We start from the raw sequence: 23,729 nt of genomic DNA on the forward strand, positions 1-23,729 counted from the left end.
AGCTGGCTTGCCTGCGATTGCATCAATGCGATGTAACAGATAAACCGAGTTGCCCGCATCGCAGGCAAGTCAGCTCCCACATTGGTTCTGCGTTGCACCTTAGATTTTGCCGAGCATTTCCTTGGCCTCACCACGTTGGGCCTCATCGCCTTCGGTCAGCACTTCGGAAAGGATGTCGCGCGCACCGTCGGCATCGCCCATGTCGATGTAGGCCTGGGCCAGGTCCAACTTGGTGGCGACCTCGTCGGTGCCGGAGAGGAAATCAAATTCCGGCTCATCACCGCCCGACGCGGCGTCTTCAGCGGTGAACGAAGGCTCGATCGGCGGATGCTCCAGGCTCTGGGACAGGCGATCCAGCTCGGCGTTGACGTCATCCAACTCAGACGCGAAGGCATCCGGCTTGGTTGCAGCCGGTGCTTGCGGCTCGTCAGCCAGGGACAAGTCGAAGTCTTCCGGCAGGTCCAAGTCGTCCAACGCGGCGGGCGTGAGCGTCGGCGGCTGAGCCGCCTGCACATCCTTCATCTGCTCTTCAAGGCCGGAAAGGAAATCGTCGTCAGCTTGGGTGGAAGACGGCGCTTCCAGTTGCAGGTCCAGGTCGAAGTCCGACAGATCGTCCGGGGCAGTCTTAGCTTCGGTCTGGCGCTGCAGGACAGATTCAAAACTCAGCTCATCCTCCGGGCGAACCACGGCAGGTGAAGCGGCTTCCAGATCGTCCAGGCTCAAGTCAAAATCGGTGTCGAAAGCGTCTGGTACTGGAGCCGGTGCGGCCGGCTTGTCTTCCAGCAAGTTCTTGACGTATTGCGCGTCCAAGGCTGCCGCAGCAACCGCAGCACTGACGCCCGCTGCCAACACAGCCATGCCCGGGAAGCGGCCTTTTAGTTGTTCAACCTGGGCGTGATTTTCACCCGTGGCCACCAGTTGACGCTCCTGGCTGATGAAGCCGTCCTTATCGCCTTGCAGGCCGTAAACCTCCATCAACTTCAAACGCAGGTCGCTGCGTTTGGGCTCGTGCTTGATCGCCTGCTGAAGGACGTCGGCAGCCTGGTTCAAATGACCGCGATCAATATGGGATTGAGCTTGTGCCAGCGAATCGCTGGAATTTTGCGGAGCCACTGCAGCGGCCAAGGGCGAAAGCACGGAGGCAACCGACGGCACCACCACCGGCTCGGCAACCGCAGCAGGTGCGGGCGCAGGAGCGGCAGCCATCTTGACGTTCGGCGCCACCACTTCCAGACCTTCAAAGCTGTCCGGTGGCAGATCGTGCTCTACGTTCGGGGAGAATTGCGGCTCTTCAGCCAGCGCCCGCGCCATCCGCAGGTGCTTTTCCTCTTCGAGACGGGCATTGCGATGACGCGCCCACAGCAGCAGGAGCAACAACACCAACAGACCGGCCGCGCCGCCAATGACACCAAGCACAACCGGGTTGGTCAGCAGCTCGTTGAATTTGCCTTCGGTGGTGGCGGCAGGCGCGGCATCCGGTTTGATTGGCTCGGGCGCAGGCGCTGCTGCAGTCGGCGTGGTATCCGCTGCCGGCGCAGTGGCCGCAGGCTCACCGGCCAACTGAGCGGGCATCGCCGCTGTTGCCGCCGCTGCCGGGTTACCGTTTTCAGCCTGCAACTTAGCCAACTGATCATTTTTCAGCTGAATCAGTTTTTGCAGCTTATCCAGTTGGCTTTGCAGGTCCGCCGCACGGCTTTTCAGCTCGGCATTGTCGCGGCGCGTGGTGTCCAGTTCTTCCTGGGTCATCGCCAGCTTGTCGTTTAGCGCCCGGCTATCACCGGCCTTGCCCTTCGCGCCCGGCTTGGCGGATTCGGCCGAGACCAGGCTCAAATTATCCTTGGCGCTGGTGCTCGCCGGCGCATTGCCCGCCTGGGTGCGCTTGGTCGCGTCCAGTTGCTGCTTGCCAGCGGCTTGATTTTTAGCCGTGCGGCGCCCTTCGCGCCAGGCCGCGTTTTGCGCGGTCACTTCGGCAATTGCCTCAGGCTGCGGCAGGCTGGTCGCTTGCACGCGATCCGGCAGGCGCAATACCTGGCCGGTTTTCAAGCGGTTGATATTGCCGTCTAGAAACGCATCAGGGTTGAGCGCCTGAATAGCCAGCATGGTTTGCTGGACCGAGGCGCCGTTGCGATTCTTCGCGGCAATTTCCCACAAGGTGTCGTGAGGCGTCGTGGTGTGCTGGGCAGCCTTGCTGACAGTCGGTGCAGTGCGGGCGGGCGTTGTAGCAGACGGCGCACTCAAGCGCGGTGCAGGCGCGCTGACGGCGGGCGTCGATTGCTCAAACTTCGCCGGGTCGAGCAGCACACTGTAGTCGCGCATCAGGCGGCCGTTAGGCCATTGCACCTGCAACAAGAAACGTACGTAGGAATCGGGCAGCGGCTTGCTGGAGGTAACGCGCACCACACTGCGGCCACTTGGATTGACCACTGGGGTAAATGTCAGGTCATTGAGAAACGCCTGGCGATCCACGCCCGCATCCACATATGCCTGGTCAGACGCCAGGCTGGGCGTGATCTCGGAAGCCGTAAGGCCACCGACATCGAGCAATTCGATTTCCACTGACAACGGCTGGTTCAACTTCGACTTGAGGGTCATCTCCCCAAGCTGCAGCGCCTGCGCCATACCGGAGGACAGCGCCGAGGCGGCCGCTATTGCTAACACCAGTTTGCGAACTTGAACCATAGCCTCATCCTTTGTCTGAACACTCCCCGACCTGCGAGAAGGTTGGTAACCGCTGCCATTAGGCATGGCGAGCCGATAGGTCACCGACGCGCTTCTGTGCCGCTTTGGACCAAGCATAGCGCCTGGTTAGAATCAATCTACAAATTGCCGCCAAGTATCTTTTACGCAAGGCTTTTTATCAACAACTGCGCCAGCTGCACCGCGTTGAGTGCCGCCCCCTTGCGTACGTTATCTGACGTCAGCCACAGATTTAGTTCCGCCGGGTCGTCCACGCCCGCACGCACCCGGCCGACGTAGACTACATCCTGGCCGACCGCATCCCCAACCGGCGTAGGGTAGTCGCCCTCTTCCACCAGCTCGATACCTGGCGCCGCCTCAAGTGCGCGGTTGACCGCCGCAAGGTCGACCGGCGCGCCCAACTGCAATGACACTGTCAGGCTATCGCCAAAAAACACCGGGGCTTGAACGCAAGTTGCGGAAATCTTTAGCAAAGGAGTTTCCAGCACTGCGCGCAGCTCGTGCACGAGACGTTTCTCCAGGGCTGTATGCCCCTGGGCGTCTGGCGTGCCGACTTGTGCCAGCAGGTTGAAGGCCATCTGCCGATCAAAGAACTTGGGCTCCAGCGGGCGTACGTTTAACAGTTCGGCGGTCTGCCGGGCCAGTTCACTGACAGCCTCGCGACCCTGGGCGGATACGGCCAGGTTGGCAGTGACGCTGACGCGTTGGATGTCCAGCAACCCGCGCAACGGCGCGAGGACGACGGCCAGGTTGGTAGCGGATGGGCTTGGGCTGCCGAGTTGGAAGGGCTTTTTCAAACCTTTGAGGATATGCGCATTGGCTTCCGGCACCACTTGAGGCGCCCGATCGGCCGGCAAGGCGCCGGACAGGTCGATCACCGAGCAACCGGCAGCGATGGCGCGCGGGGCGAAACTCTGGGTTACCGCCGGGCCTGCCGCGAAGAAGGCCAACTGCGCTTTTTTGAAGTCGAACTCATCGACTTCCTTGACCCGCACGTTCTTGCCGCGAAACGGCACTGATGCACCGGCCGAGTTACTGCCCGCCAGCAGATACAGGGTGCCTACCGGGAAATCCAGTTCTTCGAGAATCTGCACCAGGGTTTCGCCAACGGTTCCGGTGGCGCCGATCACGGCGATTTCAAAGGTCTGGGTCATGGTGGCTGCCTCGGGCATTGCGGGGGGAGCGGCACTTTAACGGGTGGTTGGGAGTGAGGCAATTAACCTGGTTTTTGTGGTGGGGCTGATGACCTCATCGCGGCATAGGTATCTACGCAACTTTTTGTGTTGCGCTGAGCTTTTGACGGGGTTTTTAGGTAGATGTGAGTACATATCCGTTGCTGCGGTAACGGATATGTACCCAGCGCCCCCGCGACAACCCAAGAATTCAACCCATAAAAAGATGTGTAGATACCTATGCTCATCGCGGGCCAGCCCGCCCCCTCCACACTTGAATGTATTCACAAATCAAAATGTGGGAGCGGGCTTGCCCGCGATGAGGGCCTCAAGGGCAACAAAAAACCCGCGCCTGTCACCAGTCGCGGGTTTTTCGTACAGCATTAAGCGATCAACGCTCCAGCAAAATCCGCAGCATACGACGCAGCGGTTCAGCCGCGCCCCACAGCAGTTGGTCACCAACAGTGAACGCGCCCAGGTACTGAGTCCCCATGTTCAGCTTACGCAGACGGCCGACCGGTACATTCAGGGTGCCGGTAACCTTGGTTGGGCTCAGCTCCTGCATGCTGATGTCACGGTTGTTCGGCACCAACTTGACCCAAGGGTTGTGCTGGCTGATCAACCCTTCGATATCGGCGATCGGCACGTCTTTGTTCAGCTTGATGGTCAGCGCCTGGCTGTGGCAGCGCATGGCGCCGATGCGCACGCAAATGCCGTCCACCGGGATCGGGCTCTTGAAGCGACCGAGGATCTTGTTGGTCTCAGCCTGGGCCTTCCACTCTTCGCGGCTCTGGCCGTTCGGCAGCTCTTTGTCGATCCACGGGATCAGGCTACCGGCCAATGGCACGCCGAAGTTCTCGGTCGGGTAGGCATCGCTGCGCATGGCTTCGGCCACACGACGGTCGATGTCGAGGATCGCACTGGCAGGGTCCGCCAGTTGATCGGCGACGGCTGCGTGGGTCGCGCCCATCTGCTTGATCAGTTCACGCATGTTCTGCGCGCCGGCGCCGGAGGCCGCCTGATAGGTCATGGCGCTCATCCACTCGACCAGACCGGCTTCGAACAAGCCGCCCAGGCCCATCAGCATCAGGCTGACGGTGCAGTTGCCGCCCACGTAGTTCTTGGTGCCGGCGTCCAACTGTTGGTCGATGACCCTGCGGTTCACCGGGTCGAGGATGATCACCGCGTCGTCCTGCATGCGCAGGCTCGAGGCGGCGTCAATCCAGTAACCCTGCCAGCCGGCTTCACGCAGCTTGGGGAAGACTTCGCTGGTGTAGTCGCCACCCTGGCAGGTCAGAATCACGTCGAGGGTTTTCAGCTCTTCAATGCTGTAGGCGTCCTTGAGCGGAGCAATATCCTTGCCCACGGACGGCCCTTGGCCACCTACGTTCGAAGTGGTGAAAAACACCGGCTCAATAAGATCGAAATCCTGCTCTTCCAGCATCCGCTGCATGAGCACGGAACCGACCATACCGCGCCAACCGATCAGACCTACACGTTTCATCGCAACTACACCTTGTTAAAAAGTGGGCCGCCTTGCAGCAACAACTGCAAGCGGGCCGGAGAGATTACAGATTCCGCAGCGCGGCGACTACTGCGTCGCCCATTTCTTGCGTGCCGATTTTGGTGCAACCCTGTGACCAAATGTCACCGGTGCGCAAACCTTGATCCAGCACCAGGCTTACAGCCTTCTCGATGGCATCGGCCGCGTCACTCAGGTTGAAGCTGTAACGCAACATCATCGACACCGACAAAATCGTCGCCAACGGGTTGGCAATGCCCTGCCCTGCGATGTCCGGCGCCGAACCGTGGCACGGCTCGTACATGCCTTTGTTGTGGGTGTCCAGGGACGCCGACGGCAGCATGCCGATAGAACCGGTGAGCATCGAGGCCTGGTCGGACAGGATGTCGCCGAACAGGTTATCGGTGACGATCACGTCGAACTGCTTGGGTGCACGCACCAGTTGCATGGCGGCGTTGTCGACGTACATGTGGCTTAGTTCGACGTCCGGGTAGTCCTTGGCGACTTCTTCGACGATTTCGCGCCACAGCTGGCTGGAGGCCAGTACGTTAGCTTTATCGACCGAGCAGACCTTTTTGCCGCGCACACGGGCCATGTCGAAACCGACACGGGCGATACGGCGGATTTCGCTCTCGCTGTACGGCAGCGTGTCGTAGGCCTGGCGCTCGCCATTCTCAAGCGTGCGCACGCCGCGTGGCGAGCCGAAGTAGATACCGCCGGTCAGTTCACGCACGATCAGGATGTCCAGGCCTGCAACCACTTCCGGCTTGAGGCTCGACGCATCGGCCAGTTGCGGATAGAGGATCGCCGGGCGCAGGTTGCCGAACAGGCCCAGTTGCGCACGGATCTTGAGCAGACCGCGCTCAGGGCGGATGTCGCGTTCGATCTTGTCCCATTTCGGGCCGCCCACGGCGCCGAGCAGCACCGCGTCAGCCGCACGGGCGCGGTCCAGAGTCTCGTCGGCCAGGGGCACGCCGTGCTTGTCGATGGCGGCGCCGCCGATCACGTCGTGGCTCAATTCGAAGCCCAGGCTGTACTTGCTGTTGGCCAATTCCAGGACCTTGACCGCCTCGGCCATGATTTCCGGACCAATACCGTCGCCAGGAAGAATCAGAATCTGCTTGCTCATGCGTTCCTCATTTCATCAAGCGACCCGCCCGCAGGCAGGTCGGGAAAATTAATCAGCGTTCGGCAAAGACCACCAGCACGTCGGTGCTGAAGGTGCCGTCGGCTTGAATCTCGTAGTAATCGCGTACTTCCTGGCCCATCGCCTTTTGCAGCTCAAGGATTGCAGCACGCAATACCTCTGGCGTGCGCATGCGCTCGACCCACGAGGTGTATTCCAGGCGCAAACGCTGACGGCTGCTGTTGCGCACGTGCAGGCCGGCCTCGCTGAGCTGGCGCATCCACTCGCCGGCGGAATAATCGCGCACGTGGCTGGTGTCGCGCAGCACTTCGACGGTTTGCAGGTAAGTGTCCAACAGCGGGCTGCCCGGTGACAAGACATCCACAAACGCCGCCACACCGCCCGGCTTGAGTACCCGACGGACTTCACGCAGCGCCAGGCCCAGGTCGCTCCAGTGGTGGGCTGAGTAACGGCTGAACACGAAGTCGAACTCGCCATCGGCGAACGGCAAGCGTTCGGCGGCGCCGTGCACGGTGCGGATGTTGTCCAGCCCACGGTCTTTTGAAGCGGCCGCGACCACGTCGAGCATCTGCTGGGAAAGGTCGTAGGCCACCACTTCTTTCACCAGCGGTGCCACATGAAAACTCACATGCCCGGCACCGCAACCCAAATCCAGCAGGCGTGCCGCACCGGCCCCGGCCAGTTCGGCCTGCAGCAGCGCGAATTCGGTGCCTTGGGCGTGCACGGCACTGCTCAGGTAAGCCGAGGCTTGCTCGCCGAATTGTTTTTGAACGACTTGGGTGTGGGCGGTGTTGGTCATGGTGAGCTTCCTTGGGTTTTGTGGTGTTGGTACGGGCGCTATCGCAGGCAAGCCAGCTCCCACAGTTGACCGTGTTCACAGGTCAACATGTGGGAGCCGGGCTTGCCCGCGATGGGGCCCGCACGGCCTACCGCAAATCAGGCGTCGCGAAACAACCAAGGCTGGCTGGCCCGGTGCTTGGTTTCAAAGGCGGCAATCGCATCGCCGTCCTGCAAGGTCAGGCCGATATCGTCCAGGCCGTTGATCAGGCAGTGCTTACGGAACGCGTCGACTTCAAAGTGGTACACCTTGCCGTCCGGACGGGTCACCCTCTGCGCTGCCAGGTCAACCGTGAGCTGGTAGCCCACATCGGCTTCGACTTGTTTGAACAACTCGTCCACTTCGGCGTCGCTCAAGATGATCGGCAGCAAGCCGTTCTTGAAGCTGTTGTTGAAGAAGATGTCGGCGTAGCTCGGCGCGATGATGCTGCGAAAGCCGTATTCTTCCAGGGCCCACGGCGCGTGCTCACGGCTGGAGCCGCAGCCGAAGTTTTCCCGGGCCAGCAACACGCTGGCGCCTTGGTAACGCTCGGCGTTGAGCACAAAATCCTTGTTCAACGGGCGCTTGGAGTTGTCCTGGTAGGCGTAGCCCACGTCCAGGTAGCGCCACTCGTCGAAGAGGTTTGGGCCGAAACCGGTGCGCTTGATCGACTTCAAGAACTGCTTGGGGATGATCTGGTCGGTGTCGACGTTGGCACGGTCCAACGGCGCGACTAAACCTGTGTGTTGGGTAAAAGCTCTCATCGGGTTTTCCTCAGATCAATTCGCGAACGTCGATGAAACGACCGTTGACGGCAGCGGCAGCGGCCATGGCCGGGCTGACCAAGTGGGTACGCCCACCGGCGCCCTGACGCCCTTCGAAGTTACGGTTGGAGGTGGACGCGCAATGCTCGCCCGACTCCAAACGGTCCGGGTTCATCGCCAGGCACATGGAGCAGCCCGGCTCGCGCCATTCAAAACCGGCTTCGAGGAAGATCTTGTCCAGGCCTTCGGCTTCGGCTTGAGCTTTGACCAACCCCGAACCTGGCACCACGATGGCTTGCTTAATGGTCGAGGCGACTTTGCGGCCCTTGGCGATCACCGCCGCAGCGCGCAAGTCTTCAATCCGCGAGTTGGTGCAGGAACCGATAAACACGCGATCCAACTGGATGTCGGTAATCGCCTGATTGGCTTTCAAGCCCATGTATTTCAAGGCGCGCTCGATGGAGCCACGCTTTACCAGGTCGGCTTCTTTGGACGGGTCCGGCACGTTTTGATCAACGGCCAGAACCATCTCGGGCGAGGTGCCCCAACTGACTTGCGGCTTGATCTGGGCAGCGTCGAGCTCGACCACGGTGTCAAACACCGCATCGGCGTCGGAGACCAAGTCTTTCCAGGCTTCGACGGCGGTATCCCAATCGGCGCCTTTCGGCGCGAATGGACGGCCCTTGACGTATTCAACGGTCTTTTCGTCCGCTGCTACCATGCCTACGCGGGCACCGGCTTCGATGGACATATTGCAGATGGTCATGCGGCCTTCAATAGACAGGTCGCGAATCGCGCTGCCGGCGAACTCGATGGCATGGCCGTTACCGCCGGCGGTGCCGATCTTGCCGATCACGGCGAGCACGATGTCTTTGGCGGTCACGCCGAAGGGCAGTTGGCCTTCGACCAACACCAACATGTTCTTCATCTTTTTGGCGACCAGGCACTGGGTGGCGAACACATGCTCCACCTCGGAAGTGCCGATGCCATGGGCCAAGGCGCCGAACGCACCGTGGGTGGAGGTGTGGGAGTCGCCGCAGACCACGGTCATGCCCGGCAAGGTCGCGCCCTGCTCCGGGCCGATCACGTGAACGATGCCTTGACGCACGTCATTCATCTTGAATTCGGTGATGCCATATTCATCGCAATAGTCGTCGAGGGTCTGCACCTGAAGGCGCGACACGGTGTCGACGATCGCGTCGATGCCGCCTTTACGCTCAGGCGTGGTCGGCACGTTGTGGTCCGGGGTGGCGATGATGGAGTCGACGCGCCAAGGCTTGCGCCCGGCCAGTCGCAGGCCTTCGAACGCTTGGGGCGAGGTCACTTCATGGATGATGTGACGGTCGATGTAGATCAGCGACGAGCCATCGTCGCGCCGTTTCACTTCATGGGAATCCCAAAGCTTGTCGTAAAGCGTTTTGCCGGCCATCAGTCGGTCCTCATCATCGGTCTTTCTATGCCCCGGGTCTTGAGCAATTCAATAACCCTTTGGCTTGTGAGGCTGATGGTATGGCGCTACATTAAATAACTCAAATTCATATTTTTTATGCTTTGGATTACCAACTGGAATACCACCATGGACTTGGCCAACCTCAATGCCTTTATTGCCATCGCCGAGACCGGCAGCTTCTCCGGTGCAGGTGAACGCCTGCACCTGACACAACCGGCCATCAGCAAGCGCATTGCCGGGCTGGAACAACAATTAAAGGTACGTTTATTCGACCGTCTGGGCCGTGAAGTCGGCCTGACCGAGGCCGGGCGCGCCCTGCTGCCACGTGCGTATCAGATCCTCAATGTGCTGGACGACACCCGCCGCGCCCTCACCAACCTGAGCGGCGAAGTCAGCGGTCGCCTGACATTGGCCACCAGCCATCACATCGGCCTGCATCGCCTGCCGCCGATCCTGCGCGCCTTTACGCGCGAGTACCCCAATGTGGCGCTGGATATTCAGTTCCTCGACTCGGAAGTGGCCTACGAGGAAATCCTCCACGGCCGCGCCGAAGTGGCGGTGATCACCTTGGCGCCCGACCCGCACAACCTGGTCCGTGCCACGCCGGTGTGGGACGACCCGCTGGATTTCGTGGTCGCGCCGGAACACAGCTTGACCGGCAATGGCACGGTCAACTTGGCCGATATTGCCAAGCACCCGGCGGTGTTCCCGGGCGGCAATACCTTTACCCACCATATTGTCAGGCGCTTGTTCGAAGCCCAGGGCCTGACGCCGAACATCGCGATGAGCACTAACTACTTGGAAACTATAAAAATGATGGTATCCATCGGCCTGGCCTGGAGCGTGTTGCCGCGCACCATGCTCGATGATCAGGTGGCAAGTATCGCTTTGCCGGGCATACAACTCAGTCGCCAGCTAGGCTATATCGTGCACACCGAAAGGACGCTGTCGAACGCTGCGCGGGCTTTCATGAGCCTACTGGATGCACAGGTCGATCTGCCAGCGATACCGGCATGAAGCTGTGCGGCCTCAAGGTCTGATTAAAGCCGCGCCGAACGCCCATTGAGCCAAGGCCCATTGATAATGCGCAACCCCGTCGATTCCGTGCCACCCCTGCCCCGTATTTACGCCTTGGACCCTCAAGAGGCGGAACAAAGCTGGGACAGCGCCCCGCAGTTGCTGGCAGCCCTCAATGCTGCCCGCCTGGGCGCGTGGTGGTGGGAAATCGATACCGGGCGGATAAGTTGGTCACGCGGCACCCAAGCGCTGTTCGGTTTCGACCCCCGCCAACCTTTACCCACTGACCTGGACTACCTGGACCTGCTGGCACCGTCAGATCGTGCGCGAGTGGTGCGGGCCTTTCACGCCGTGCTGGCGGGCGAGCCGTTCGAGCAGGCCACGCACCACCACATCCAATGGCCGGACGGCAGCCATCATTGGCTGGAAATCAATGGCAGCCTGGCGCCGGACAAGACCGGTCGGCGCCGCATGATCGGGGTGATCCGCGAAACCACCCGCCAGCGCGAGCGCGAGCACGCCCTCAGCCACTCGGAAAAACGCTTCGCCACGTTGTTTCACCTGTGCCCCAATATGGTTCTACTGACGCGCCAATCTGATGGCCGGATCAGCGAAGCCAACCAGTATTTCGAGATGCTCTTCGGCTGGCCAGTGGCCGATGTCATCGGCCGCACCACCCTGGACCTCGGGCTGTGGCGCGACCCCGAACAGCGCGCGCTGCTGGTCAAGGCCACCCAGCGCAAGGGCGAGCCGATCACCATGGAGGTGCAGTTCTGCGCCAGTAACGGCCAGATTCACGATGGCACCCTCAGCGCGCAGAAAGTCGAGCTGGAGGGCGAGGCCTACCTGATCAGCACGTTCCTCGACACCACCGAACGTAAAAACGCCGAGCAAGCCTTGAAAGACAGCCAGGAACGCCTCGACCTGGCCCTGAACTCGGCGCAACTGGGCACATGGGACTGGCACATCCCCACGGGCATGCTCTACGGCTCGGCCCGCGCCGCCCAACTGCATGGCCTGCCGCCGGAGCAATTCCACGAATCCTTCGACGCGTTTTTTGAGGGCATGTCCGATGAAGACCGCGAGGGCATGCGCAACGCCTATCGCAGCTTGCGTGAAGGCTCGGACGGTAACTACCAGTTGACCTACCGCGTGCTGACGGAATGCGGCAGCCCTCGCTACCTGGAAAGCCGCGCGCGCCTGTATCGTGACGAAGCCGGCAAACCTCTGCGCATGGCCGGCACCTTGCTCGACATCACCGACCAAGTGGAACGCGAACAGCGGATCACCGCGTCCGAAGAGAAATTCGCCAGCCTGTTCCAGGCCAGCCCCGACCCCATCTGCGTCACCTGCCTGGACGGCGGCACCTTTATCGAAATCAACCCGGCCTTTACCCAGACCTTTGGCTGGAGCGCCGCCGAGGTCATCAACAAGAGCGCCGAGCAGATCGGTTTATGGGACGACTCCAGCAAACGCCTGCAACGTATCGAACAGGTGATTCGCGAGCAGGCACTGAGCAACGTGGCCATCGTGGCGCGTCACAAAAACGGCCAGAGCCTGACCTGCATGATCTCTAGCCGCTTGATCAAGGTCGGCGACCAGCCATGCATCGTCACCACGCTGCGCGACATCACCCAACAGCAGCGCTCGGAGGCCGCGCTGAAGGCCAGTGAAGAGAAATTCGCCAAGGCCTTCCACTCCAGCCCCGACGCCATTTCTATCACCGAGCGCGACACCGGCCGATATGTGGAGGTCAACGACGGCTTCTGCCGCCTGACCGGTTATCGCGCCGAAGAGGCCATCGGCCTGACGCTGTACCAGATCGGCATCTGGGCCGATGAAAACCAGCGCACCGCGCTGTTGGCCGAGCTGCAGATCAAGGGCCGCATTCATCACTTGGAAATGCTCTGGCACAACAAACGCGGCGAGTTGTTGGCCGTGGAGGTCTCGGTAGAGCCGATTACGCTGAATGAAACGCCGTGCCTGCTGCTGACCGCGCGAGACGTGAGCCTGCTGAAAAACGCCCAGGCGCAGATTCGCCACCTGGCTTATCACGACCCGTTGACCAACCTGCCCAATCGCGCCTTGCTGATGGACCGCCTGAGCCAGCAAATCGCCCTGCTCAAACGCCATAACCTGCGCGGCGCCCTGTTGTTTCTCGACCTCGACCATTTCAAGCACATCAACGACTCCCTCGGCCATCCGGTGGGCGACACCGTGCTGAAAATCGTCACCGCGCGCCTGGAAGCCAGCGTGCGCATGGAGGACACGGTGGCGCGCCTGGGTGGCGATGAGTTTGTGGTGCTACTTAGCGGCCTGGACGGTACGCGGGCGCAAGTCAGCGCCCAGGTGCAGGAACTGGCCGACACCCTGCGCGAATTGCTCTCGGAACCGATGTTTCTCGATGGCCAACGCTTGCAGGTCACGCCGAGCATTGGCGTGGCGCTGATCCCGGACCATGGCTCCACCCCGGCGGACCTGCTCAAACGCGCCGACATTGCGCTCTATCGGGCCAAGGACTCGGGGCGTAACACCACGCAGATGTTTCACAACAGCATGCAAAAAACCGCCAGCGAGCGCCTGCGCATGGAGACCGACCTGCGCCTGGCGCTGTCGCGCGGTGAGTTCAGCGTGCATTACCAACCCCAGGTGGATGCGCGTGGCAACCGTATCATCGGCGCCGAAGCCTTGGTGCGCTGGCAGCACCCGCAACTGGGCGCGCAGTCACCCACGGAATTTATCAAGGTGCTGGAGGACAGCGGCCTGATCCTGGAAGTCGGCACCTGGATTCTTGATGAAGCGTGCGGCGCATTCGCGCAGTTGATCGCCGAGGGCCTGGTGGACCCACTGAATTTCAGCTTGTGCGTGAATATCAGCCCCAGGCAGTTCCGCCAGAGCGACTTCGTGGAACGGGTGGAACACAGCCTCACACACCATAAGCTGCCCTATAACTTGCTGAAACTGGAGATCACCGAAGGCATTGTGATCCAGAACCTGGACGAAACCGTGGCTAAGATGCGCCGCCTTAAAAAGCTCGGCGTGAGTTTTGCTATGGATGATTTCGGCACCGGCTACTCGTCGCTGACCTACCTCAAGCGCCTGCCGGTGGATGCGCTGAAAATCGACCAGTCCTTTGTGCGCGATGCAACCCACGACCCCAACGACGCCGAAATCATCCGCGCCATTGTGGCCATGGCCCACAGTTTGAACCTGGGAGTGATTGCCGAAGGCGTGGAAACCCCGGAACAACTGGCGTTCCTGCAGAAGCTGGGCTGCCATTTGTACCAGGGCTATTTGCACAGTCGGCCACTGTCGATCGAGGGGTTCAGGCGCTTGCTGGGGTAAGCGTCACACCAGTTTCAATACGTGAAACCCAGTGTTCATCCAGTGCGATGACGCCAAGTCCTGCTTTTGCCCATAGTAATCAAGCGACCCGTTGACCACTGCGACTGAGTGTACGTTGTCCCCCAGCGTGCCAATCGCCCCCCTGACCAGCTCATCGAGCGTGCTGTTACGTATATAGCCAAACAACCCCAGCCGCCGAAGCGCCTCCCCTGGGGCCTCGCCGTCATTGAGGGTATCCAACGCCTTCGCAAAACTCTCCCCGGCGCGAAAGTCGTTGTTTTCCATCTGCGCACGTTTGGCACTGACCGCGTACAAGAAGATGGCGTAATTGAGCAGCTTAGGACTACTGCCATGGAAGTTCGACGCGGCGGCAGCTTGGTTCATTTCCTCATGGGTCACCTGCAGCCTGAAGGAATCCCTCATGACCACCTCAAAGCCGTCCGGGGTGACCTGAATGCGCTCGAAGATTCCCTTGGGATCCTGCCAGAACCGAATGATGGCGGCCTTGATCGCCGATACCGTAACGCAATTGTCTTTCTCGCCTTGATAAAAACCATCCCAGATCTGCGCGGGCGACATGCCGGAAACGATATCGTTGACCCGTCTGGCGTCGTCGGCAGGGCTCGGCTTGTCATCAAACAAGACATACCCGTAACCCCGATCCGCCTTACGTTGTTCGCCGTACTCATGCCTCACACCCTCCACAACCAACGCAGAGCCAAAGTTATGTGTTTCCAGGACGCCCGCCCCTCCCTTGGCCGCCATGTCACTCGACGAAACGTATTGAGAAAGGCCGTACATCCCCATGCCCTGTAGGCACCGCTGGGTGGTCTCACCCTCCAGCGTCTTTGCCAGCGCCGCTGCAAATGTCGGGTACCCCCCTATAAGTTGCTTGCGCTTTACAAAGGCCGCAAACACAAAGTTGGCGTCCTTTACCGCACCGGCATCGTTTCCACTGAAGCGTGAGGCTTGCGTGGCCTGCTCCAGTTCCTGGTGAGACAGCTGAACCTTGAACTCGTCCTTCATGGTGATGTGATACCCATCACCGACGGCGGTCAGCGTTTTGAACATGCCTGCCGGATGTTGACCCAAGGTTTGCATCATCAGCTTGATGACGGCCTCGTGGGTGCTGCTGTCAAAGTTCTCACCAAATTGCCTTTGCCCCGAGTTGAATGCCCGCGTGACATCCGCGGGCTTTTCCCCTACTTGCTTTGACGAAAACACCGAAGCCACGTAGCCCTGCCCTTTGGCGGGCGCGCCTGGATAATTACTTACTGGGATATTCATTCACTGGTTTCCTGAGACTTTACAAAGCAATAACCTGCAAAAAAAAGCCGGGCCGCGGTGAAGTGAGTCGCGCCAAAACTGCATCGCCTATGGCCCAACCCGTCGACCACTAGACAAGCGCTATCGCCTGCCCCCAAACCGGCGCCGAGCCCGGGCGCCCCCATAACTCTTCACGACCGTTGATAACCGCCACCGAATGCCTCCTGCGATTGCACATGCCCACTTGTCCACGGGCGAGATCTCTTACAGGGACGGTTCTCATGTGCTGACGCAACCCCAGTCGTAGAAACCCCTCCCCCGGCCCGTCTTCATCCTCACCATCATTCAGGCTGCGAATCGCAGCCTGATAACTCCTGCCTGCCGTGTGATCGTTGTTTTCCATCTGCGCGCGCTTGGCACTGACCGCAAATAGAAAGTGCGCATCCTTGAGCATCTCGTGGTCTCGCCCGATGAATTTCGAGCTCCGTGCAGCTTCGGCCAATTCGCTATCAGTCAAGGTGAGCTGAAAGCCATCGCGCATTACCACTCGGTAACCGTCGCCCACCCTGGTCACTTGCTTGTAGATATCTGTGGGGCTTTGACCAAATCGATACATCGCCGCCTTGATCGCAGATACCGTCACGCAATTGCCATCAGGGCCTTGGCGGAATCCACTCCAGATATTGTCCGGCTTCGCGCCGCCTTGTTTGCTTGAAAGTCCCGGGATGTTGGCTGCGACGCTGGGCGTGTTGTTGGGCACTATGGGCTCGGTCACAACTAGCGGCGGAGTAACCTGCGGTGTGGGTGTGGGAGCAGGTATGACAGGCACTGGTGTAGCTTGCTTATCCGATACCAAACTGAGTAGCCGAGTAAAAAAGGAAGTAAGCAGAGCCGCCAGCGAATGAGCTGCGCCTGAGACATTGGCGACCGCCAGCGTGCTCTCCGGTACGCCGAGGAAGGGATCACGAAAATGCGGAGCAGCTTCTTTCATGAAGAGTTTTAGTTGAGGCTCTAGTTCATTACTGGGCGGACGCGAATCAATGTTTATTACCCGCCTTACATTGACGACAGGCGCAATATTATTAATTGAACAACCAGACATATGTTCCCCCATCAGCAGGCACTTCCTCGCGGGTCATAGCCGAAGAAGTACCTGCACTACTCAAGAAGTTAAAACAGAGTCGACACTATCAGCGCCTGAAATTCGGCCTGAATTTTGGCTGCCAATGGCTTAGATCAAAATGATCTTCCGCGGGGCCTGGGCTGGTGGGGGCTTCAGGCGATGGCCGTGGATTTACAACCGTAAGAGGGGTCGCGGCTGGTGGGTGGGTCTTGTCCGTAGGCGTCTGGATCAGCGGCGCGCTTGGGCGCTCGGTCTTGTCCTTAGCCGTCTGGATCGGCGGCGCGCTTGGGCGCTCGGTCTTGTCCTTAGGCGTCTGGATCAGCGGCGCGCCTGGGCGCTCGGTCTTGTCCGTAGCCGTCTGGATCAGCGGCGCGCTTGGGCGCTCGGTCTTGTCCTTAGGCGTCTGGATCAGCGGCGCGCTTGGGTGCTCGGTCTTGTCCTTAGGCGTCTGGATCAGCGGCGCGCTTGGGTGCTCGGTCTTGTCCTTAGGCGTCTGGATCAGCGGCGCGCTTGGGTGCTCAGTCTTGTCCTTAGGCGTCTGGATCAGCGGCGCGCTTGGGTGCTCGGTCTTGTCCTTAGGCGTCTGGGCCGGCGTCTGGCTTGGGAGTTCGGCCTTATCCTTAAGCGTCTGGGCCGGCGGCTGGCTTGGGAGTTCGGCCTTGCCCCTAGGCGTGATAGTGGTCGTCACGATTGGCGGGTGGTCCGTCCCGTGCGCAGGCGTAACGGTGGTCGAAACCTCAGGCTTGGGCCTTGGACCGTTATCCGGCAACGCCTTCGCATCAGGGCAGTGGCAAGAATTGACGTTAACGTTCAAATGGACGTTTGTCCTGGCATCATTGGTTACGGTGACATCAGGGCTCGGTGCTGGCGGGTAGGATGTCGTCAAGTGCTGCGTGCGTGCATCCGGCACATTCGTACGCTTACCTGCTGGAGGATTCACCGGTGCGTCCGCCTGCTTATCGGCATCCGCTTTCACCAGTACAATCGCCTTCTTGCCGGCTTCAGGATTCAACGGCAAATCCGTCTTCTTGCCTGCTTCAGCATTTACCGGCACATTCGCCTTCTTGCCTGCTTCAGGATTCAACGGCAAATCCGTCTTCTTGCCGGCTTCAGCATTCACCGGCACATTCGCCTTCTTGCCCGCTTCAGGATTCAACGGCAAATCCGTCTTCTTGCCGGCTTCAGCATTCACCGGCACATTCGCCTTCTTGCCCGCTTCAGGATTCAACGGCAAATCCGTCTTCTTGCCGGCTTCAGCATTCACCGGCACGTTCGCCTTTTTGCCTATTTCAGCATTCACCGGCACATTCACCTTCTTGCCTATTTCAGCATTCACCGGCACATTCGCCTGCTTGCCTGCTTCAGCATTCAACGGCACATTTGCCTGCTTACCTGTTTCAGAATTCCCCAGTAACCTGCCCGCACCCGGCATATTCGGCTGCCTGACTGCATCAGCATTCGCCGGCAAACCGAGCACCTGCGGCTTACCGTTCGGCAATTGACCTGACCCGGTCAAAGTGTCGGGCGTCAGGTTTTTCCCGTAAACCATCTCCCGCATGGCTTTGAAGACCATCTCAAGCATGTCAAACAACTTGGTGAGCGCTGCGCCAGGGATCATGACTTCATTGGGCGAGAACCGTGAACTGTCATTGTGCAGTGGTGTGATGTTGGCATTTGAACTCGGGGCCTGGGTGTTATCTCCCCCGCCAACTTTAGAGGCCGAGACAGCGTTCCGATCGAGAGAAGGGACATCAATCTTTACAAGCGACGGGTTATTAACCGATAGAGACATTAGTAGTTCCTTATTCAACAAAGCCCGACCGTATTAACGGATCAGAACATCAATAGTTTATTCGCTGGAAACAACAGCGCTGCTTCACAGTCCTGACATAGGTGGAAAGTTAGGCTATCGAGTTCCGAAATTCGGCGTTCATATAAGGAAACCAATGGGCATTATCAGACTTTGCCCCATGGACTTTTCTGACAAGGCCGCGATTTAAGCCGCTCTTGACGACGAGGAAGCGTCACACGCGTTAATACACTGAAAAAGCGCAACTAAACGACAATAATAAAACACCTATTCGCCAAACTTTTGTGCTAACTCGCGAGCGAAAAAAAGGGCGCCAGTGGCGCCCTTTTCAGGTGAAATAAGAAAACTTAACGCCTCAGACCGCGATGGGGTGCGGCATGCCGAGCAGACGGCTGACCTGCTCCAGCTCGGTTTCCCGGCGCATCGCGGTAAACAGCTCCACCGCCTCGGGGTAATTGCGCGTCAGCATCGCCAACCACTGCTTCAAACGGCCCGGCGCCTGCTTTTCCGTCAGTTGCGCCACCGATTGGCGCCAGAACTCGTGGAGCATCGGCTGCATCTGCGCCCAAGTCATTTCCACCACCTCTTCGCCCGCCCGCGCCGCCGCGATCTGCCGCGCCAAGTCAGGGCGTGCCACCAGGCCACGGCCGAGCATGATGTCTTCGACGCCACTGATTTCACGGCAGCGCCTCCAGTCTTCGACGCTCCAGATATCGCCATTGGCGAATACCGGCACCTTAACCACGTCCTGCACCCGTGGGATCCACTCCCAATGCGCCGGCGGCTTGTAGCCATCGGCCTTGGTGCGCGCATGCACCACGATGTGCGCTGCGCCGCCTTCGGCCAGGGCCGTGGCGCACACCAGCGCACCGTCGGGGCTATCGAAGCCCAGGCGCATCTTGGCGGTCACCGGGATATGCGCCGGGACGGCACGCCGCACATGCTCGACGATCTGGTTAAGCAGCTCCGGTTCCTTGAGCAATACTGCGCCGCCACGGGACTTGTTGACGGTCTTGGCCGGGCAACCGAAGTTGAGGTCGATCACTTGTGACCCCAACTCACAAGCCAGCGCGGCGTTTTCCGCCAGGCACACCGGGTCGGAGCCCAGCAACTGCACGCGCAGCGGCACGCCCGCTGCGGTATGGGCACCGTGCAGCAGTTCCGGGGCGAGCTTGTGGAAATAGGCAGGGGTGAGCAGGCGGTCGTTGACGCGAATGAACTCGGTCACGCACCAGTCAATACCGCCCACGCGGGTCAGCACATCGCGCAGGATGTTGTCGACCAACCCCTCCATGGGCGCCAAAGCAATTTGCATGGAAAACACTCAACAAAAATCGTGGCGCAGTTTACTGGGTTTCCCACAGTAAACGTTAACCCCCCGTCAGCGCAGGGCCATAGCCGTCGAGAAATTCGGCCGGCATACGCTTGGGCTTACCCGTGGACAGCTCGATGCAGACAAAAGTAGTTTGCGCGCGCAGCAATGTCGCGCCGTCGCGAGGGCGTACCAACTGGAAGCGACGCGTCATTTTCAAGCGCCGATCCCAGTCGACGATCCAGGTGGCCAGTTGCAACTCATCGCCCTCGTAACCCGCCGCCAGGTAGTCGATCTCATGGCGAACGACGGCCATGGCGCGGTCGAGGCGGCGGTACTCGGTAAGGTCCAACCCCAGGCGCTGAGAATGGCGCCAGGCGCAACGCTCCAACCAGGACACGTACACCGCGTTATTGGCGTGCCCCAGGCCGTCGATGTCTTCAGCGCCGACCTGCAGGTCGATGATAAACGGCGTTGCCAAATCCCAGCCCATGCCTTGCTCCCGTCGCTTAATGTCGACGGGAAGTGTATCAGGCGGTCTGCCGCTCCTGTAAACGGCGGCCCGCCAGCAGCGCCAACACGGCATCGATCACCCGAGGGTCAGCCAGGACTCGTTGGTGGCCACCCTGCTCCAAGCGCAGCAGGCGGCTGTCGAACCAAGCGTCATGGATGGCTTGCGAGGCTTTGACCGGAACGAAGGTGTCGTCTTCGGCGTGCACGATCAGGCCGGGGATATTCATCTGGTAGTGCGCCACATCCAAGTGCTTAAGCGGGATACCAAGGGTCAACTCGACCTCTTGGATGAACGCCGAGCGCGCCCGTGGCGGCAAACCGACCATGCCGGCAAAACCGCGCAGCACATCGAGGACGCGCGACGGCGCGGCAATACTCACCAAGGCCTCGGTACGCAGCCCCAGTTGCACCGCCAGCATCGCACTGGCGCCGCCCATGGAATGCCCCACCACCGCGCGCAACGGCGGCAGTTCAGCGGCGGCTTCGAGCATAGCGCGTGCGAACAGCAGCACATGTGCTTCACGCCCCGGCGAACGACCATGAGCCGGGCCATCCAAGGCAATCACTGAATAACCGTTATCCACCAACGCTGTAATCAGGCTGGCGAACTGCGTGGGACGCCCTTCCCAGCCGTGCATCAGCAGCACCGCAGGGCCTTGGCCCCAACGCAACGCCGACAACCCAAAGCGCAGGGTGATGCGCTCCGATTGCGCCAGCGACGACAGCTCCCACTCACGCAGCGGCAGGTTACGAGGCGTCATGAAGGTACGGCGCAACTTGCTGGCCACCATGCGCGGCGCCAAGCGGCCGACGGTGCCATTAAAGCCACGGATCCAGGTTAATGCGCCCATCATGCGCCTCCTTTTTCAGCGCACCGCCGACTTGGCAGCACGCAATACACGGTCGGACAACTCACACGGCCCAAGGGCGCGGGCCAAGGCCAGGCCACCGATCATCAACGCCATGTCGGCCAGGGCCTTGTCGGTGTCTTCGGGGCTGGCAGCCAACTGGGCAGCCATCAACTCCGTATGCTCGTTGAGTGCCTGGCGAAACTCATCCGGCAGGCGGCTCATCTCGCCCACAGTGGCCGGTATCGGGCAGGCTTGATCCGTAGAGTCACGGTGCTTGCGCGACAGGTAAAACGCCGCCACCAGGCCTCTGCGCTCCTCACCGGTCAGTTGCGCGTCCATGTCGTCGACGGACGCGCGCCGCCGAGCCAATAATTGGGTGAAGGCCTCCAGCATCAACGCGTCCTTGCTTTCAAAGTGCGCGTAGAAACCACCGACCGTAAGCCCTGCCGCGCCCATGACTTCGCCGACACTCGGCTCGGCCGGGCCGCGCTGGATCAACGCCGCGCTGGCGGCCCGCAAAATGCGTTCGCGGGTTTGCGCTTTTTTATCGCTCATGGTTGCCTCCGTCTCTCATGGGTTGAATATTATTACCATAATAATATTTAGCAAGCGACAGGCATGACCACTGGTCAGGACAGAAAATTGGAATTGAGGAGAGGATTGGCCAAACGCCAGACAAACAAAAGGGCCATTCAATAATTGAATGACCCTTAAAAATCCCGCAGAGCGGGTAATCGTGGCGTCCCCTAGGGGACTCGAACCCCTGTTACCGCCGTGAAAGGGCGGTGTCCTAGGCCACTAGACGAAGGGGACACAAACCTTCTATACACTGACCAGGCTGAGACTGGTCGATCCAAGGACGGTGTGGCCAGAACCTTGAACCTGTAAAATTGGTGGAGCTAAACGGGATCGAACCGTTGACCTCTTGCATGCCATGCAAGCGCTCTCCCAGCTGAGCTATAGCCCCAGATTTTTCGTCTCGCGACGCAGCAGACCTTTCGAGCTGCTTGTTGAAACTGGCGTCCCCTAGGGGACTCGAACCCCTGTTACCGCCGTGAAAGGGCGGTGTCCTAGGCCACTAGACGAAGGGGACAAAACCTTCTGTACAACCGATCAGAGCCGAGACCTGATCAATTCAAGGACGGTGTGGCCAGACCTTGAACCTGTAAATTGGTGGAGCTAAACGGGATCGAACCGTTGACCTCTTGCATGCCATGCAAGCGCTCTCCCAGCTGAGCTATAGCCCCTCATCGGTGAGGACGGGGCGAATCTTAATGGCGGTTTGAAAGGCTGTCAAATTTATTTTCAACAATTTCCAAAATTTTTTGCCGGGATAACAATCACTTACCGTTAAAACCCCGGAAAACCGGGGTTTTATCGTTACCGCAGGTTGCTTAGGCGATAGCACCCAGCAGCTTTTCCCACTCTTTGTTTTCTTTCTTCGACACACCACCAAGCAAATCAAGGGCTTGGCGCAGACGGAAACGCGTCAGGTCTGGGCCGAGAATTTCCATCGCATCGAGTACCGACACCGAACTGGCCTGCCCGGTGATCGCAGCAAACATCAGCGGCATGGCATCGCGCAATTTCAGTTCCAGGGACTCGACCACCGCCTGAATCGTCGCGGTGATCGCATCCTTCTCCCACTGACGCAGGCTTTCGAGCTTCCACAGGATCAACTGCATCAACTGGCGAACCTGATCGCCCGAGAGCTTCTTGGATTCAAACAGCTTGGCGTCCGGGTTCACGCCACCGGCAAAGAAGAAGCTCGCCAACGGTGCGACCTGGCTGAACGTCTCCACCCTGCCCTGCACCAACGGTGCAATCTTCATCATGTACTCGGGGTTCAACGCCCACTGCTGCACGCGGCTGGCGAATTCTTCCACCGGCAGGTCACGCAGCCATTGGCCGTTGAGCCACGACAGCTTCTCGATGTCGAAGATCGGCCCGCCCAGGGAGACGCGGGACAGGTCAAAGTTATCGACCATTTCCTGCAGCGAGAACTTCTCGCGCTCGTCCGGCATCGACCAGCCCATGCGGCCCAAGTAGTTGAGCATCGCTTCGGGCATAAAGCCCATGCGCTCGTAGAAGGTTACCGAGGTCGGGTTCTTGCGCTTGGACAACTTGCTCTTGTCCGGGTTACGCAGCAGCGGCATGTAGCACAACTGCGGCTGTTCCCAGCCAAAGTACTCATAAAGCAGGATCAGTTTCGGCGCCGACGGCAGCCATTCTTCGCCGCGCAGCACGTGGGTGATGCCCATCAGGTGGTCGTCGACCACGTTGGCCAGGAAGTACGTCGGCAGGCCATCGGTCTTCATCAGCACCTGCATGTCCATGCGGTCCCACGGGATCTCGACGTCACCGCGCAGCATGTCCGGCACCACGCACACGCCTTCACTCGGCACTTTCATGCGGATAACGTGGGGCTCGCCGGCGGCCAGGCGCTGGGCCACTTCTTCTTTGGACAGCAGCAGCGCGCGGCCGTCGTAGCGCGGGGTTTCGCCACGCGCCTGTTGCTCGGCGCGCATCTGGTCCAGTTCTTCCGCGGTGCAGAAGCACGGGAAGGCATGGCCCATGTCGACCAATTGCTGGGTGTATTGCTTGTAGATGTCGCTGCGCTCGCTCTGGCGATACGGGCCGTGCGGGCCACCAACGTCCGGGCCTTCTGCCCAGGTAATGCCCAACCAGCGCAACGCATCGAAAATCTGCTGTTCCGACTCACGGGTCGAACGCACTTGATCGGTGTCTTCGATCCGCAGGATGAATTCACCGCCGTGCTGCTTGGCGAAGCAGTAGTTGAACAAGGCGATGTAGGCAGTGCCGACGTGGGGATCCCCAGTAGGCGATGGCGCAATGCGCGTGCGGACGGTGGTCATGGCAGGTCTCGAGTGGGCGATAAAGCTGAAAATTGAAACAAGGGGCG

17 protein-coding genes and 4 tRNA genes are annotated in these 23,729 nt (G+C 60.0%); 2 read left to right on the top strand and 19 right to left on the bottom strand.

Going from position 1 to position 23,729, the window contains the following annotated elements; all coding sequences use genetic code 11:
• Positions 1-99 precede the first annotated feature (99 nt).
• The 7 genes from KZH41_RS20575 to leuC form a co-directional block, all read right to left on the bottom strand.
• Positions 100-2,679, bottom strand: a complete 2,580-nt coding sequence (locus KZH41_RS20575; RefSeq protein ID WP_094953102.1) for a FimV/HubP family polar landmark protein — start codon at positions 2,677-2,679, stop codon at positions 100-102.
• Between the two features lie 161 nt (positions 2,680-2,840).
• On the bottom strand, positions 2,841-3,851 hold the full coding sequence (locus tag KZH41_RS20580) for an aspartate-semialdehyde dehydrogenase (RefSeq protein ID WP_263273598.1): 1,011 nt from the start codon (positions 3,849-3,851) through the stop codon (positions 2,841-2,843).
• Between the two features lie 409 nt (positions 3,852-4,260).
• Positions 4,261-5,373, bottom strand: a complete 1,113-nt coding sequence (gene asd / locus KZH41_RS20585) for an aspartate-semialdehyde dehydrogenase (RefSeq protein WP_094953218.1) — start codon at positions 5,371-5,373, stop codon at positions 4,261-4,263.
• A 64-nt stretch (positions 5,374-5,437) separates the two neighbouring features.
• Entirely contained in the window at positions 5,438-6,520 is a 1,083-nt protein-coding gene (leuB, locus tag KZH41_RS20590) for a 3-isopropylmalate dehydrogenase (RefSeq protein WP_094953216.1), read from the bottom strand.
• A gap of 52 nt (positions 6,521-6,572) precedes the next feature.
• On the bottom strand, positions 6,573-7,337 hold the full coding sequence (locus tag KZH41_RS20595) for a class I SAM-dependent methyltransferase (protein WP_094953215.1): 765 nt from the start codon (positions 7,335-7,337) through the stop codon (positions 6,573-6,575).
• Positions 7,338-7,474: 137 nt separating this feature from the next.
• On the bottom strand, positions 7,475-8,119 hold the full coding sequence (gene leuD, locus KZH41_RS20600) for a 3-isopropylmalate dehydratase small subunit (protein ID WP_263273599.1): 645 nt from the start codon (positions 8,117-8,119) through the stop codon (positions 7,475-7,477).
• A 10-nt stretch (positions 8,120-8,129) separates the two neighbouring features.
• Positions 8,130-9,548 carry a 3-isopropylmalate dehydratase large subunit gene (gene leuC / locus KZH41_RS20605; protein WP_263273600.1) on the bottom strand — a complete coding sequence of 473 codons (1,419 nt, stop codon included), beginning with the start codon at positions 9,546-9,548 and terminating at the stop codon, positions 8,130-8,132.
• Positions 9,549-9,695: 147 nt separating this feature from the next.
• Between leuC and KZH41_RS20610 the strand changes: the two genes are divergently transcribed.
• The gene (locus KZH41_RS20610; RefSeq protein ID WP_094953211.1) at positions 9,696-10,586 is read left to right on the top strand and encodes a LysR family transcriptional regulator; all 891 of its coding nucleotides are present in this window, start codon (positions 9,696-9,698) and stop codon (positions 10,584-10,586) included.
• A gap of 66 nt (positions 10,587-10,652) precedes the next feature.
• A complete protein-coding gene (locus tag KZH41_RS20615; protein ID WP_242151258.1) occupies positions 10,653-13,931 on the top strand; it encodes an EAL domain-containing protein in 3,279 nt (1,092 codons plus the stop codon).
• 3 nt (positions 13,932-13,934) lie between these two features.
• Here the strand turns inward: KZH41_RS20615 and KZH41_RS20620 are convergent, their stop codons facing one another.
• From KZH41_RS20620 to gltX, 12 genes are all read right to left on the bottom strand, one after another.
• Positions 13,935-15,218: a hypothetical protein gene (locus KZH41_RS20620; protein ID WP_094953207.1), complete on the bottom strand. Its 1,284-nt coding sequence runs from the start codon at positions 15,216-15,218 to the stop codon at positions 13,935-13,937.
• Between the two features lie 109 nt (positions 15,219-15,327).
• Entirely contained in the window at positions 15,328-16,311 is a 984-nt protein-coding gene (locus KZH41_RS20625) for a hypothetical protein (protein WP_242151261.1), read from the bottom strand.
• A gap of 76 nt (positions 16,312-16,387) precedes the next feature.
• Positions 16,388-18,112: a hypothetical protein gene (locus KZH41_RS20630; protein ID WP_263273601.1), complete on the bottom strand. Its 1,725-nt coding sequence runs from the start codon at positions 18,110-18,112 to the stop codon at positions 16,388-16,390.
• Positions 18,113-18,485: 373 nt separating this feature from the next.
• A complete protein-coding gene (locus tag KZH41_RS20635) occupies positions 18,486-19,445 on the bottom strand; it encodes a tRNA dihydrouridine synthase (protein ID WP_242151267.1) in 960 nt (319 codons plus the stop codon).
• A 55-nt stretch (positions 19,446-19,500) separates the two neighbouring features.
• Positions 19,501-19,935: an acyl-CoA thioesterase gene (locus KZH41_RS20640; RefSeq protein ID WP_242151270.1), complete on the bottom strand. Its 435-nt coding sequence runs from the start codon at positions 19,933-19,935 to the stop codon at positions 19,501-19,503.
• 37 nt (positions 19,936-19,972) lie between these two features.
• Entirely contained in the window at positions 19,973-20,806 is an 834-nt protein-coding gene (locus tag KZH41_RS20645) for an alpha/beta hydrolase (RefSeq protein WP_094953200.1), read from the bottom strand.
• 15 nt (positions 20,807-20,821) lie between these two features.
• Entirely contained in the window at positions 20,822-21,361 is a 540-nt protein-coding gene (locus KZH41_RS20650; protein WP_094953198.1) for a TetR/AcrR family transcriptional regulator, read from the bottom strand.
• Positions 21,362-21,543: 182 nt separating this feature from the next.
• Positions 21,544-21,619 (bottom strand) — tRNA-Glu (locus KZH41_RS20655).
• Between the two features lie 78 nt (positions 21,620-21,697).
• A tRNA-Ala gene (locus KZH41_RS20660) sits at positions 21,698-21,773 on the bottom strand.
• Positions 21,774-21,823: 50 nt separating this feature from the next.
• Positions 21,824-21,899: transfer RNA gene (locus KZH41_RS20665), tRNA-Glu, on the bottom strand.
• Between the two features lie 78 nt (positions 21,900-21,977).
• A tRNA-Ala gene (locus KZH41_RS20670) sits at positions 21,978-22,053 on the bottom strand.
• Between the two features lie 147 nt (positions 22,054-22,200).
• Positions 22,201-23,682: a glutamate--tRNA ligase gene (gene gltX, locus KZH41_RS20675; protein ID WP_017737872.1), complete on the bottom strand. Its 1,482-nt coding sequence runs from the start codon at positions 23,680-23,682 to the stop codon at positions 22,201-22,203.
• Positions 23,683-23,729: the final 47 nt, after the last annotated feature.

Source organism: Pseudomonas sp. YeP6b (assembly GCF_025642995.1).
In the GTDB taxonomy this organism is placed as follows: domain Bacteria; phylum Pseudomonadota; class Gammaproteobacteria; order Pseudomonadales; family Pseudomonadaceae; genus Aquipseudomonas.

What these genes read in the sequence shown, in the direction of transcription:
- KZH41_RS20580 (WP_263273598.1), bottom strand. Translation starts at nt 3,851, where the DNA reads ATGACCCAGACCTTTGAAATCGCCGTGATCGGCGCCACCGGAACCGTT.
- leuD (WP_263273599.1), bottom strand. Translation starts at nt 8,119, where the DNA reads ATGAGAGCTTTTACCCAACACACAGGTTTAGTCGCGCCGTTGGACCGT.
- KZH41_RS20610 (WP_094953211.1), top strand. Translation starts at nt 9,696, where the DNA reads ATGGACTTGGCCAACCTCAATGCCTTTATTGCCATCGCCGAGACCGGC.
- KZH41_RS20630 (WP_263273601.1), bottom strand. Translation starts at nt 18,112, where the DNA reads ATGTCTCTATCGGTTAATAACCCGTCGCTTGTAAAGATTGATGTCCCT.
- gltX (WP_017737872.1), bottom strand. Translation starts at nt 23,682, where the DNA reads ATGACCACCGTCCGCACGCGCATTGCGCCATCGCCTACTGGGGATCCC.
- KZH41_RS20645 (WP_094953200.1), bottom strand. Translation starts at nt 20,806, where the DNA reads ATGGGCGCATTAACCTGGATCCGTGGCTTTAATGGCACCGTCGGCCGC.
- KZH41_RS20625 (WP_242151261.1), bottom strand. Translation starts at nt 16,311, where the DNA reads ATGGGGGAACATATGTCTGGTTGTTCAATTAATAATATTGCGCCTGTC.
- asd (WP_094953218.1), bottom strand. Translation starts at nt 5,373, where the DNA reads ATGAAACGTGTAGGTCTGATCGGTTGGCGCGGTATGGTCGGTTCCGTG.
- leuB (WP_094953216.1), bottom strand. Translation starts at nt 6,520, where the DNA reads ATGAGCAAGCAGATTCTGATTCTTCCTGGCGACGGTATTGGTCCGGAA.
- leuC (WP_263273600.1), bottom strand. Translation starts at nt 9,548, where the DNA reads ATGGCCGGCAAAACGCTTTACGACAAGCTTTGGGATTCCCATGAAGTG.
- KZH41_RS20575 (WP_094953102.1), bottom strand. Translation starts at nt 2,679, where the DNA reads ATGGTTCAAGTTCGCAAACTGGTGTTAGCAATAGCGGCCGCCTCGGCG.
- KZH41_RS20615 (WP_242151258.1), top strand. Translation starts at nt 10,653, where the DNA reads ATGCGCAACCCCGTCGATTCCGTGCCACCCCTGCCCCGTATTTACGCC.
- KZH41_RS20595 (WP_094953215.1), bottom strand. Translation starts at nt 7,337, where the DNA reads ATGACCAACACCGCCCACACCCAAGTCGTTCAAAAACAATTCGGCGAG.
- KZH41_RS20640 (WP_242151270.1), bottom strand. Translation starts at nt 19,935, where the DNA reads ATGGGCTGGGATTTGGCAACGCCGTTTATCATCGACCTGCAGGTCGGC.
- KZH41_RS20620 (WP_094953207.1), bottom strand. Translation starts at nt 15,218, where the DNA reads ATGAATATCCCAGTAAGTAATTATCCAGGCGCGCCCGCCAAAGGGCAG.
- KZH41_RS20635 (WP_242151267.1), bottom strand. Translation starts at nt 19,445, where the DNA reads ATGCAAATTGCTTTGGCGCCCATGGAGGGGTTGGTCGACAACATCCTG.
- KZH41_RS20650 (WP_094953198.1), bottom strand. Translation starts at nt 21,361, where the DNA reads ATGAGCGATAAAAAAGCGCAAACCCGCGAACGCATTTTGCGGGCCGCC.